Source organism: Prevotella sp. HUN102, from assembly GCF_000688375.1.
In the GTDB taxonomy this organism is placed as follows: Bacteria; Bacteroidota; Bacteroidia; order Bacteroidales; family Bacteroidaceae; genus Prevotella.
Genome location: NZ_JIAF01000003.1, coordinates 53,101 through 66,231 on the forward strand (window position 1 = coordinate 53,101; position 13,131 = coordinate 66,231).

The 13,131-nt window shown below is 47.7% G+C and carries 13 protein-coding genes; 3 read left to right on the plus strand and 10 right to left on the minus strand.

What is annotated here, in order from left to right:
- Window positions 1-4: 4 nt before the first annotated feature.
- The 10 genes from traK to P150_RS0103320 form a co-directional block, all read right to left on the minus strand.
- On the minus strand, window positions 5-628 hold the full coding sequence (gene traK / locus P150_RS0103275) for a conjugative transposon protein TraK (RefSeq protein WP_028896461.1): 624 nt from the start codon (window positions 626-628) through the stop codon (window positions 5-7).
- A 33-nt stretch (window positions 629-661) separates the two neighbouring features.
- Entirely contained in the window at window positions 662-1,699 is a 1,038-nt protein-coding gene (gene traJ, locus P150_RS0103280) for a conjugative transposon protein TraJ (protein ID WP_028896462.1), read from the minus strand.
- A gap of 49 nt (window positions 1,700-1,748) precedes the next feature.
- Window positions 1,749-2,381 (minus strand): DUF4141 domain-containing protein, encoded by a 633-nt coding sequence (locus P150_RS0103285; RefSeq protein WP_028896463.1) that lies wholly within the window; start codon window positions 2,379-2,381, stop codon window positions 1,749-1,751.
- Window positions 2,382-2,523: 142 nt separating this feature from the next.
- A complete protein-coding gene (locus P150_RS0103290) occupies window positions 2,524-5,028 on the minus strand; it encodes a TraG family conjugative transposon ATPase (protein ID WP_028896464.1) in 2,505 nt (834 codons plus the stop codon).
- Entirely contained in the window at window positions 5,025-5,360 is a 336-nt protein-coding gene (locus P150_RS0103295) for a DUF4133 domain-containing protein (RefSeq protein WP_028896465.1), read from the minus strand. Before P150_RS0103295 ends, P150_RS0103290 begins: the two co-directional genes overlap by 4 nt.
- 2 nt (window positions 5,361-5,362) lie before the next feature.
- Entirely contained in the window at window positions 5,363-5,668 is a 306-nt protein-coding gene (locus P150_RS0103300) for a DUF4134 domain-containing protein (RefSeq protein ID WP_028896466.1), read from the minus strand.
- A 153-nt stretch (window positions 5,669-5,821) separates the two neighbouring features.
- The gene (locus P150_RS0103305; protein WP_028896467.1) at window positions 5,822-6,559 is read right to left on the minus strand and encodes a hypothetical protein; all 738 of its coding nucleotides are present in this window, start codon (window positions 6,557-6,559) and stop codon (window positions 5,822-5,824) included.
- Window positions 6,556-6,936, minus strand: a complete 381-nt coding sequence (locus P150_RS0103310) for a DUF3408 domain-containing protein (protein ID WP_231477568.1) — start codon at window positions 6,934-6,936, stop codon at window positions 6,556-6,558. The genes P150_RS0103305 and P150_RS0103310 overlap by 4 nt, the downstream gene beginning before the upstream one ends.
- A 119-nt stretch (window positions 6,937-7,055) precedes the next feature.
- Window positions 7,056-7,577, minus strand: coding sequence for a DUF3408 domain-containing protein (locus tag P150_RS0103315; protein WP_028896469.1), 522 nt, complete (start codon window positions 7,575-7,577; stop codon window positions 7,056-7,058).
- Window positions 7,564-8,367, minus strand: a complete 804-nt coding sequence (locus P150_RS0103320) for a division plane positioning ATPase MipZ (RefSeq protein WP_028896470.1) — start codon at window positions 8,365-8,367, stop codon at window positions 7,564-7,566. The genes P150_RS0103315 and P150_RS0103320 overlap by 14 nt, the downstream gene beginning before the upstream one ends.
- Before the next feature lie 586 nt (window positions 8,368-8,953).
- On the opposite strand from P150_RS0103320, the gene P150_RS0103325 reads away from it, so the two are divergent.
- From P150_RS0103325 to mobC, 3 genes are all read left to right on the plus strand, one after another.
- Window positions 8,954-9,373 (plus strand): hypothetical protein, encoded by a 420-nt coding sequence (locus P150_RS0103325; RefSeq protein WP_197018030.1) that lies wholly within the window; start codon window positions 8,954-8,956, stop codon window positions 9,371-9,373.
- Window positions 9,374-9,379: 6 nt separating this feature from the next.
- Entirely contained in the window at window positions 9,380-10,660 is a 1,281-nt protein-coding gene (gene mobB, locus P150_RS0103330) for a conjugal transfer protein MobB (protein ID WP_028896472.1), read from the plus strand.
- Window positions 10,661-10,815: 155 nt separating this feature from the next.
- Window positions 10,816-12,819, plus strand: coding sequence for a conjugal transfer protein MobC (gene mobC / locus P150_RS0103335; protein ID WP_028896473.1), 2,004 nt, complete (start codon window positions 10,816-10,818; stop codon window positions 12,817-12,819).
- Window positions 12,820-13,131: the final 312 nt, after the last annotated feature.

Here is a 13,131-nt window from a genome sequence, read left to right on the forward strand (position 1 = left end):
AGCCTTATCGTTTATAGGTTTGAATGTCCTGGTTCTGTCTTACAAGGAACTGCTCCATAAGAAAACCTTGCGGATTGTTGTCCGAGCGGACAGAGTTCTGCAGTGTGCAGGTCGTGACAAGACTTCGCTCCGTGACGTTGCTCTGACGGACGATGAACATCCGGGCATAGGTCGTTACCTCGTAAGGATAAGCGTTGAAGTTGCAACGGATGGAGTCCACCTCTATGCGCTGATTGACATTGCCCGATATGGCACGGTTGTAGTACCCTTTCTCCGCCAAGTCCTTGTAGTAGTTGAAAGCCGACTTGTCGCACAGCAGGAAGGCACGCTCCATGTTCTTCTCTATGGCATCCTTGTCGGGCGCAATGGTGAAGAACAGTTCGTGAAAGCGACGCACATGCTCACGGGCCTCCACGGGGCGGTTCCTGCTTGCATCCTGACTGAGGGCAAGCATGAGCGACTTGCCTTGGTCGAGCACATAGATTTTCTCCCGTTGCTCCTTGGCGAAGCTGTATGAGGCATAGACGGCATAACCGCTCACTGCCACGCACACGATGGCGAAGACAAAGGCGTAGAGCCGTATCTGCCTGAATGAGGTTTCGATATTGGTGAGTGATTTGAATTCCATAGTTCAATTTTCATTTTATTTATTTTCTGATTCCTATTTTCCCTTGAACAGCCTGCCCTTGATACGTCCGCCCACGTTGCCGATGGCTGCACCTGCCCCACCTGCCAGGTACTTGCCGCCCGTGTATGCACCTTGTGCGCCACGCTGTGCGGTCTGGTTGACATTGCGACCGTAGGAGCCGATACCGCCTCCGGCTTCGATAATCCAGCCTGCCACGGTCGGCACACAGAAGTAACCCACGATGCCGATGAGGAAGAAGACGATGTAGTACCACGTCCCCGAATCGGGCAGGTAGTTCGGGTCGCTGAGTGCCTCGATGTCCTTCTGAACCATCAGCGTCTGTATCTTGGTAAGAAGTGCCGTGAGAATACTGCTGACAGGCAACCATAGATAGACCGAGATATACCGTGAGAACCAAGCCGTGAGCGAACCCGAAAGCCCGTCCCACACGGCAATGCCGAAGACGACGGGACCGAGTATCGAAAGGACGATAAGGATAAAGGTGCGCAGCGTGTCGATGATAAGCCCAGAGGCATGGAACAGCAGTTCCATCAGGTCGTGGACGAGTTTCATGAACCATTGCTTGGTCTGATAGGCGGCACGCTCGGCGTACATCCCCGCAATCGTCACGGCATCCTCCGGACCGATGATGCCCATCTCCTCTATCTTCTGGTCGAATTTCTCGTTCGATACAAGATAGGCAGTCTCAGGATTTTTGAGATAGGCTTCCTCCTGCAACTTGTTTCTCTTGGCAGTCAGCTCCGCCAAGCTGCTCTCCTGCTTGTGTACCATCATCTCCGTACCCTGTACCACGGGCGAGAGCACGGCGTTCATCGTTCCCAGCACGATAGTCGGGAAGAACATGATGCAGAAGCCCAAGACAAAGGGACGGAGCAGCGGGAACACGTCGATTGCCTCGGCACGGGCGATGGAAGCCCACACCCGAAGGGCGATGTAGAAGAGTGCGCCCAAGCCCGCTATCCCCTTGGCAATACCCGTCATCTCTGAGCATAGCGGCATCATCTCGTCATAGGTGGAGCGTAAAAGCTCGTGTAAACTGGCAAAATCCATAAGCGAATCTGTTTGGTGAATGTTGTTTCTGTTACGTCAGCCTATGGAATTACCAATACCTGCTTGCCGTGTTGCCGTAGAGCGCCTTGACGGAGGCGAGGTCATTCTTCTCCCTCGCACGGACATAGCTCACGGAGATGTTCTTCCTTGTGTAGTACGACACGAGCGAGCGGTATTCGCGCAGTGTTGTATAGATGCGGTCAATCGCCTGCATGCGCTCGTGGTCGTTCATGGAAAACACGCCCGACTTGGCAACGGACTTGAGTTCCTTCAGACTCTCACCGCTCTGCTCCAATAGCTTGGTGTAGCCCGAAGCCATCGCAGCAAGCTCGGAAGGACGGAAGTTCCTGTCCGAGAGCATTTTCTTATAGGAGGTAACGTAAATCTCCGAGATGTCGCCCACCATGAGGATGCACTCCTTGACCTTGTAGGCATCACCGATGAGGTTGTTCACCTTCTTCAAGGCATCGTAATACTTCTTGGTGTCGTTGTAGAGTTTCTCCACCTCCTTGAATCCGTCCAAGGTATTTTTTACTGTCTTCGAGGCGGTGGCAATCTCCTTCACCGTATTGGCAATGTTGCCGGCGAAGTTGCCCGGATCATAGACCGTCCACTGTGCGTGGGCTTTGCCATTCATAAAAAGAACGGCACTCATCATCAGCATTAAAACTTTCTTTTTCATTTTGCAAATTGATTTTTGCGTGGATACAATGCCGCTTGACTCGCTTGGGAAAATATGACGTCTGTTTTCTTGAAAGATGACGTCATATTTTCGAGGATATGATGTCATATTTTCAAGCTTATTGTATTACGCGGTTAAACTTTCATTGATTTCTTTTCTCTTTGGCAAGCTGGCGGATAGCCGTCTCGATGTCGCCACCGAGCTGTGCAGCCTTGTCCATCACCTCCACCTTTTCTGTTTCCTCGGTGGTATAGGTCAGGTATTCCTCCATGCTCACTTCCGTGGCATAGACGGCACTCTGCATACCACCCAAGCCAATCCATACTTCCTTGTAAAGTCGGTTCGGGTCGTTGTTCTGGTTGATGGAGAGGATTTGGCTCTTTTCCTTTTCCGACAAGCCGAGCATCGCCTGTATGCCGTCGAACTTGGTCATATATTTGCGCTGGTCGAGCAGTATCTTGCAGTCGGAGTTGTTGATGATGCTCTCCTTGACGATGGGTGACTGGATGATGTCGTCCACCTCCTGAGTCACGACAATAGCCTCGCCGAAATACTTTCTGACGGTCTTGTAGAGATATTTTATATAGTCCGCCATGTTTGCCGAGGCAATCGCCTTCCACGCTTCCTCAATGAGTATCATCTTTCGGATACCTTTCAAGCGTCGCATCTTGTTGATGAAGGCTTCCATGATGATAATCGTGACTACGGGGAACAGGTCTTTGTTGTCCTTCACTTGGTCAATCTCAAAGACAATAAAGCGTTTGGAGAGCAGGTCGATGTTCTTGTCCGAGTTCAAGAGGAAATCGTAACGACCACCTTTATAATATTGCTTGAGCGTCGTTAAAAGGTTGTTAATATTAAAGTCCGAGAGCGTTACCTCGATGTCCCGCTTCCGCATATCCTCCCGATAGACATCCCTCAGATACTCGTAAAAGGTATTGAAGCAGGGAACGACGGTACGATCCGTCCTGATCAGTTCGATATAGGCACCCACGGCAGAACCGAGTTCGCCTGCTTCTGTCTTGGTGATATGCTCGTCGGCACTCTTCCAGAGGGTCAATAAGAGCGTGCAGATGCTTTCTCGCTTCTCTACATCGAAGACATAATCGTCCGTGTAGAATGGATTGAAAGAAATGGGGCTTTCGTCCGTATAGGTGAAGTACACCCCATCTTCTCCCTTGGTCTTGCGGTGGATAAGCTCACACAAGCCCTGATATGAGTTACCCGTATCGACCAAGAGGACGTGCGCCCCCTGCTCGTAATACTGGCGTACCATGTGGTTGGTGAAGAAACTCTTGCCACTGCCCGAAGGACCGAGAATGAACTTGTTGCGGTTGGTAATCACTCCCTTTTTCATCGGCAGGTCGGAAATATCCAAATGAATAGGCTTTCCCGAAAGACGGTCAGCCATCTTGATCCCGAAGGGAGAGAGCGAGTCCTTGTAGTTCGTCTCAGCGGTGAAGAAGCAGAGAGCCGGCTCGATGAAGGTATAGAACGACTCTTCCGCAGGGAAATCGGCTGCATTGCCGGGAATACCCGCCCAATAGAGCGTTGCCGCGTCAATGGTGTTGTGGCGTGGTCGGCACTCCATCAGGGCAAGGGCACTGCCTACGTCATTCTTGACAGTGCGCAGTTCCTCCTTGTCGCTGCTCCATGCCAGCACATTGAAATGCGCACGGATGGAGGTCAGCCCTTGTGAGTGGGCGATGTTGAGATACTCCTGTATCCACTCCTCGTTAATCTGATTGGAACGGGAATAACGTGCCAGCGAGTGCATGTTCCTTGCCTGCCTTTCGAAGCGTTCAAGATTGGCGTCGCTGTCCTCGATGAAGATGTACTGGTTATAGATATGGTTGCACGGCAGCATCAGGCCCACGGGAGCGGCAAAGGACAGACGGCAGTCGCTTCGGTCGGTGGAGAGCCGTTCATACCGACTGTCCGTACTGACCGTGGTCGGCAGGTCGTCCGTGTCTGAGAGCGTGTGCAGACAAAGCATATTGTCGCCCACACGCACAAGGTCGGCACCCAGGCGGATGTCCTCCAGCGAGGCGTGTCCTTCTTCCGAGAGGGAGAAATAACGGTCAAGCAAACCGCCTTTTTCCTTTGTGCCTACCAATTCTTCTTCCGTCATGCGGGTAATCCTTATCTGCTCCGTCTCGTTGATGATACGCTCGAACTGATCGACGGCTTCCATGAACTTCATGACCTCGTCCTTATTGGTAATTTCCTTGGGCAGCAGGTGTCCACGGCAGAGCGCAGAAAAGTTGCTCTGCTGTGCCATGCGCTGTTTGTTGGTTTTGGTCAGGAACAGGTAAACGCTGTGGTGCAGGTAAGGGCGCTCATTAAAGTGTCTCTCCGATGCACGGGCAAGGAAACTCAATCCACCCTCGGAGAGTTTACCTTGATAGTCCTCCTTGATGAACCAATCCTGCTTATGTACGATACTGTAATCGGGCAGCACCTTGATGGCCTTGTGCCAAGCCGAGTGTATCGCCTCGTACTCGGTGGAGGTAACGGTAAAGAGTTCGGGAAGCTCCACACGGAAAGCCACCGTGATGTCCGCATCCTTGCTCACCATGCACCCCTGCTCGACGGAGAGCAGCGGGAATTTCGATTCCAAGGTCGTTATCTTACTGTTGTTTCTCATTGCTTCTTTCTTTTGGGTTGAAGGTTACGGATAAGGTGAAAGACCGTCCGGCGGTTCACAAGGTAGCGTGGGTGCATACGCACCGCCCCCTGCTTCATCAGCCCATACTGCCCGTACTTTCGGTTCATGGAGAACGTTTGCCACACCACGAGGGTGGCACCCACTACGCCTATGACCAGACAGGCAATCTGACTGATGCCGCAGAGATAGAGCACGACCACGAGGATGAAGACGGCAAGCAAGCCTCCCGCAAAGAGGAAGAGGTACTGCGCCTTCAAACCCTTGAATTCCACCGTCCGACCTATACCCTTGTTGATTTCCCACTCAGCCATTGTTACAGGAAGAAGGAACGCAGGATGGTTGCTGCCACGATGAGGAAGATACACGCACCGAACCAAGAGGCGGCGGTCTTGCTCGTGTCGGGGGCGCCACTAGAGAACTTGTTATAGACTTTTATTCCTCCAATCAAGCCCACCACGGCACCGATGGCATAGATGAGTTTTGTACCCGGGTCAAAGTAGGATGTTACCATCTTGGTGGCTTCGTTGATACCCGCCATGCCGTTGCCCTGTGCGTAGGCTCCTGCGGTGGCGGCAGCCATCAGGAGCAGCATCATTGTGATTTTCTTTCTGTTGTTCATTGTTCTTTTATTTTAAGTTATTAAACGAATTGTCTTCTTTTTGGTGGAGGTGGTAAGGGGCGGCTCGGTTTTATCGTATGACAGATATTGGTTGATTGTTTTACTTTTTGAGCCACCCCCGCATCACTCCAGATATGAACAAAAACATTAGTCTTACAGATAGTATGACAGTGGACGGTCTCCCATATCATCAGCTACCGTCTTCATATTGTCAGAAGGCTCTTTACTGGAAGTGTCAATTGAGGACAGTTCTTCTCCTTCCTCTACTCTTCGGATCTTATTCAGCAGAATGGACTGCTCACCCTGCATCTTGGCGACATACTCCTTGTACTTCTCCATAAAGTCCGTGCCTTTAAGTTGCCCGACAAATTGCTTGACTTCGGCATCATCTACCTCTTCGCTGTTCTTTCGCCAGTTTCTCATACGACCTAAGTCACGTGCGAGGATATATTGACTGGATACCTCGCCATCTTCAGGGGCGGATTCAATGGGCAGGCTCAGTTCCTCGCGAGCAACCTCGTTTTCGTCCTCTTTTTCCATCTCGTAGCTAACCTCCATCTCGTTGTCCTTTTCTTTCTGAAGTTCGGTATTCTCGGAGATTTCCTGTGCAAAATTATTGATATTCTGCTCTGGATTTTCGGATGGGGAAGATGCAGGAACTTGCGGGATGGAAAGGGAAAACGGACGACTTCTACCGACAAGTTCAAACTCTGTCCCTGCTTCTTTTTCATGTACTTTCACCCCCTTTTCCTTAGATTGCCCATATTCCTTTCGGGACATTTTTACAATATCGAGAGGAGACACGAACCGCATATAGAAATACAGTATGCCGAGTAATAGCCATACGGCTATGAGCAGCAGTATAAAAGAGAAAAGTATCGTCTCCATCATAAGTTCAATGTTTTGTATCGCTTACATGCCGAAGCAGCTTCGTTCAACAAGTCCTCATTGGCACGGAGATGCCATGTGAGAATATTCTCGATATAGGCAGTAAGGGTCGCATCCGACTTTGTTTCCCAAAGGACATTGCGCAGCATCTGAAGTATCTCCCGATTGATGGTAAAGCCTGACTTTGCACTCTGGGGTGTAGGCTTGAAATACATGGATTCATAAAGATGCCATGCGTCTTCCTGTGGCTTTGGGACCGATATTGGGGTACGAAAATTATCTCGGATGGTATTTCCCCTTCCATCGTTCTCCACATGGTTTGCCGGCTTATGGAGCGATAGCAAGTCGTCTGTATCACAAGCCTGTGTCGTGTCATTCATCGGTCTCTTTGTTTTTTGATATAACACCATTACATAAGAGCAGAATGCCACTGTGACGGCAATGTTGAAAAACACGAGCGATAGGATAATTACGTTAGTCGTTGTCATGATTCTATGTTTTATAATGTTATGGTTGTCTTGCGTCTTTGCTTTGCAGCCGCACTGTTGAGCAGTTCCAGATGTTCACGCAGGTGTTCCCGAAGAATGTTGTCTATATATGCGGCTATGGAAACACGCTCCCCCAAATCCTGTAACACGTTGCGCAGATTTTGCAGCGTTTCCAGATTAATGGAAAAGGCTGTCCGCATTTGGGAACGGACGGGATGAAAGTACAGGGAACGGTAGTCCTCAATGGAAAGAGGTGCCCTGTCGGGCTTTTCCATTCTCGGCTTCTTTTCTCTTTTCAACTCCCTATCCCTTGTCTCCACGGTTTCCCCCTCGGCTTCATCAACATATTCCTCTTTTGTGGTCTTTGCCTCTTTCGGGTGTTTCCCCTCCTCTCGTGATGTTTCAGGCAAAGGCGCGGCTTCTGGCGGATCGAAAGAGTTGGGAGTCGTTGCAGGTTCCACAACGACATTGTCCTCTGCCATTTTCTTCAGCTTGCTTTCCAGCTGCTGCTTTCTTTCCTCAATCGTTGCCATTTTCTGATGTCGTTTTTAGTTTGAGACGTCGTGTCAGGTCGGAGACAAGTTCGTCCACTCCTGTGCCAATCCTCAATCCCTTTACGGGAGGCTGATAGGTGGAGCGAAACACTCCTCGCAGCCCGTATGTGGAAAGTTCGTGGGAGAAGCGGTGCATGGCATATACATAGCTGGGCAGGAGCGTGATTTGTTGCTCGTTGATGAACTTAGTGTATTCATCGATGATGACGTTCTTTACTCTTCTGTCCACCTTGTTCCAAAACAGTATGATGTCCTTTATCCGGGAATCAGACATCGAAACTCCGATGTCCGTGATGGTCTTGGCGTATGCCAGACATGAAACCAGCGACTGAATGTCGGCTTCAATCGGAGAAAGAATATAGTCCATCTGAAGGGACAGCTCCATCAACTCAGAGGTCCCTGCATGACCGGGGAAGTCGAACACGACCACTTGAAACTCCTCGTCGTGGAGTCTCTCAATATAGTTACGGGCGGTTTTGATTGCATCGCCGGGAGCGGACTTGTAAATTCTGTATGCTTTTTTACCGAATGCCTGAAAATACGCTTCCATCGACTTTGACAGTTCCTCGTTTTCCTGAATGACTCTCTTCTCGCGCTCCCTGAGTTTGTGAAAGGAATCCTGCGACAAGTCGCAGTCCATCACGAAGAGATTGACATCCTTCTCATAGAAAAGGATGCTACTTATGATTTCGGCAAGCGTACTTTTTCCGACTCCTCCCTTTTGCGAGGAGAACCCCAGAAAGAGGGGGCGTTGTTGTTTGTTCTCCATAATGATAATTTCTTAGTTCATATTATTTGTCTATTTAATGTTTGGATGTACTATCATTATCAAGAATCATCTGCAGACAGTTTGCTCTGACTACGTATGGTTCATGCAATAGTCCCAAAGGACGATTTCGAGTTCTTACAATCAGTTGTACTGACAATAGTTTGTCATGACAATAAATTGTTATGAATAGGCATTGTTCCTTCTTGTCATCTTTGGTGCAAGCCAACGGTAATATGATACATCTTTTGCTTGTGTCATCATACCATTGCCAGCTCGTTCTGACTGCAAAATAAAAGATATTTCGACTGATTTTATTATACCGATGAAGTACTGGGAAATGAAAGGAAAAAGAGTGAATATCGCTGATAATGAGATATTTGAAAATCCGCTGTAACTTTGCAGGCGGATAGGGAACATGGAGGTGAACTATCCGAAGCTGACACCCTTACAGGTGGATGCTTCATTCGCATCATCTCTTGATATTGGCAAGGTGTGTCTTTGTAACACAAACCGCAGTTTGTACCACAAAGACCCTTGCTTCGGTGCGAGGGAATAATCACTCCAAAGTCGTAATTAAGAAAACAGAATGGATATGAATAAGAAAGAGGAACATCGTTCAGAGCGGAAACGGGTAGACAAGCCCCGTTGGGACAACTGGCATGTACGGCTGCCCAACCCGAAAGACCAGCAGAGAGCGATAGATTTGTTTCAGCGTTCGGGAGCAGAAACCAAGTCGGATTTTGTGCGCGGACGTATTCTTGGAGAGAGTTTTAAGGTTATCACGGTGGATAAATCCGCCGTGGAATACTATCGGAAACTCTCCGAACTAATTGTTCAAATCCATAAAATTGGCGTGCTGTACAACCAGACCGTGCGTGCCATCAACAGCTATCACAGCGTGAAGACCGCACAAATTCTGCTTGAAAAGTTGGAGAAATTGTCTGCTCAAATTATTACGTTACAACAGAGAGCCATCCAACTGACCGAACAATTTGATAACAGATAAGCGAGTATGATTGCCAAAATTTCAGCTACTGAAAATCTCGGAGGGGCGTTGGGCTACAACTTCAAGAAGGTGGAGCGTGACGAGGCATCCGTTCTATGCGTAAATGAATTAAGGAAAGCCTTTGACGGTACTTACCGAATGGATAAGGTGCTTAGCGATATGCAGAAGGATATCCCGGAGAAGTGTCGAACAAAAAAAGCGGTGTTCCATTGCTCGCTCAATCCGCACCCGGACGAGAAACTCTCTGATGAACTTCTTGTGCAGATTGCCAAGGAGTATATGGAGGCACTCGGCTACGGCAAGCAACCCTATATCGTGTTCAAGCATAACGACATCGCCCGTGAGCATGTACATATCGTGTCGCTTCGGGTGGATAGTAATAGAAGAAAAATCAATGACCGCTTCGAGAAGCGAAGGAGCAAGCAGATTACCGATGCACTGGAAAGAAAGTATAACCTTATCCCAAGTTCAAAGGTTAGCGAGCAAGCCGTAACAGAAACGCCCAAAGTGGATATTGATAGAGGAAACATCAAGGAGCAGGTGGCAAGTGCCCTCCGCATGGTGCTGAAGCATTATCGCTTCTGTTCCTTGGGCGAACTGAACGCTATCCTTTCCGCATACAATCTTGCCGTGGAAGAAGTAAAGACGGAGTTTAGGGGAAAGAAATACGACGGACTTGTATATGTCCCGATAGATGATAAAGGTAACAAAGCAAGCACACCCATCCATGCCTCAGACATCGGTCGTGGTATGGGCTATACTGCCGTACAGAATAAGGTGCAGAAATCGAAGCAAGCCATCAAACCACTGATACCAACCATTAGAAGGAAAGTATTGGAAGTTATGTGTACTTCTCCTGATACAGAAGAAAAACTCCGACAAAGATTGGAGGAACAGGGTTTGCGTGTGGTAATTCGCAAGAACGGAAGCGGACGTATCTATGGCATTACCTTCATTGATGACAAAGAGGGCATTGCTCTCAATGGCTCACGGTTGGGCAAGGGGTATGCCGCCAATGTTTTTAATGCCTATTTCTCCAATTCTACCCATAACCCATTCTTGGACGAAACATTGTATGGCAGTCCGTCTGTCCGTTTGGAACCATCGACAACCGTTCAACCCTCGCAACAGAATACAGAGGAAGAAGACAACCTCATCGATGAACTTATCGAGGATATGGTGGGCGAGTCATTCGGAACGATGGGCAACGATGATTGGAAGGAAGTGGCATGGCAGCGTAAACTCCGCAAACTAAGTAAGGTTAATCTCAAACGAAGAAAGCGGTAATTCTCTCGTTCAAACGGCAATCAAAGAGTATTCTAACACAATATAAATCACCTATGGAAAATTGTCTTATAGGAGAATAAAAATTGTCCTATAAGACAATTTGAAAAGTCTTATAAGACAATTTTAGAGATAAGGGTAGATAATAAAAATATGTTATGGCACAGGAAGACGATTTAAGGGCATTGGGTAAAGTCATGGACTTTATGCGGGGTATATCGGTGATATTCCTTCTGATTAACTGTTATTGGTTCTGTTTCGAGATATTTCAACAGTGGCACTTTACACTCGGTATCATCAACAAGATACTGATGAACTTTCAGCGAACTACGGGATTATTCTCCTCCATCCTTTGGACAAAACTCTTTTGTGTGGTGTTCCTTGCCTTGTCCTGTCTTGGGACAAAGGGCGTGAAAGAAGAGAAAATCACGTGGCCAAAGATTTGGACGGTGCTTTTCTCCGGCTTCGTCTTTTTCTTTCTCAACTGGTGGCTGCTGGCATTGCCCATCGGCAAGGTCGGTGCAGCTTCGCTCTATATATTCACGCTGTCTGTGGGCTATATCTGCCTGCTGATGGGTGGCGTATGGATGAGCCGACTGCTTAAAAACAATCTGATGGACGATGTTTTCAATACGGAGAATGAGAGTTTTATGCAGGAGACAAGATTGATGGAAAACGAATACTCGGTAAACCTCCCTACACGCTTTTACTATAAGAAGAAGTGGAACAACGGCTGGATAAATGTAGTCAATCCCTTCCGTGCCTCGATGGTGCTCGGTACACCGGGGTCGGGTAAGTCCTATGCCATTGTGAACAACTATATCAAGCAACAGATTGAGAAAGGCTTTGCCATGTATATTTACGATTACAAGTTCCCTGATCTTTCCGAAATAGCCTACAATCACCTGCTCCATCATTTGGATGCTTACAAGGTAAAACCACAGTTCTATGTCATCAACTTTGACGATCCTCGCAGGTCGCATCGCTGTAATCCCATCAACCCTGCCTTTATGACGGACATATCGGATGCTTATGAGAGTGCTTATACCATTATGCTCAACCTTAACCGTTCGTGGATTCAGAAGCAGGGAGATTTCTTTGTGGAGTCTCCGATTATCTTGCTGGCTGCCATCATTTGGTTTCTCAAAATCTATGAGAACGGCAAGTATTGCACCTTTCCTCATGCCATCGAGTTTCTGAACCGCCCTTACGCACAGATTTTCCCGATACTCACTTCCTACGATGAGCTTGCCAACTACCTTTCGCCCTTTATGGACGCTTGGGAGGGTGGTGCGCAAGACCAGTTGCAGGGACAGATTGCCAGTGCCAAAATACCGCTGTCCCGTATGATTTCACCAGCCCTTTATTGGGTGATGACGGGTGATGACTTCTCGCTCGACATCAACAATCCCAATGAGCCGAAGGTGTTGGTTGTAGGCAATAATCCCGACCGTCAGAATATCTATTCGGCAGCACTTGGACTTTACAATAGCCGTATCGTAAAGCTCATCAACAAGAAGAAGCAACTTAAATCATCGGTGATTATTGATGAGTTGCCAACGATTTATTTCCGAGGCTTGGACAACCTTATTGCTACTGCCCGAAGCAACAAAGTGGCGGTATGCTTAGGCTTTCAAGACTTCTCACAGCTCACTCGTGATTATGGGGACAAGGAAAGCAAGGTGATACAAAACACCGTGGGTAATGTCTTTTCTGGGCAGGTGGTTGGAGAAACAGCCAAGACACTCTCCGAGCGTTTCGGTAAGGTGCTCCAGCAACGCCAGTCCATGACCATCAACCGCAATGATAAATCTACATCTATCTCCACGCAAATGGACAGTCTTATCCCTGCATCAAAAATCAGTAACCTTACACAGGGTATGTTTGTGGGTGCCGTGTCCGACAACTTCGATGAACGCATCGACCAAAAGATTTTCCATGCGGAGATTGTCGTGGATAGTGCCAAGGTGTCGGCTGAAATGAAAGCATACCAGCCCATCCCAGTGATAGTGGAATTCAAAAATGAAGATAGCTCCGACAATCTCAAAGAAACCATCGAAGCCAATTATCGTAAGGTAAAGCAAGAAATACTCTCGCTGGTTGATTCAGAAATGGAAAGAGTTAAAAATGACCCATTACTTTCTCATTTGATCAAAGAGTAATCTTCAATAAAGTTTTTTTAAAAATGAGAAAAGATTATATTACAGCATAGAAAAATATTATCCATGTTGAACTACAATAAAAAACAAAAAAGACTTTTCCCCAAAATAGACGCTTAGGACTTTTCTCCTGATATTCACCAACAAGATGGGATATTCTTGACTTCCTAAAATAGCATCTATACATGTATGTTACTATTGGCATGATTATTATGACAGACCATACCCATGAAAGTAAATCATTTCTGCTTTTTATGGGTAGATGTCGTAATATATTTAATCCTATATGCTGTTCCGCGATATAAACTATAGTAA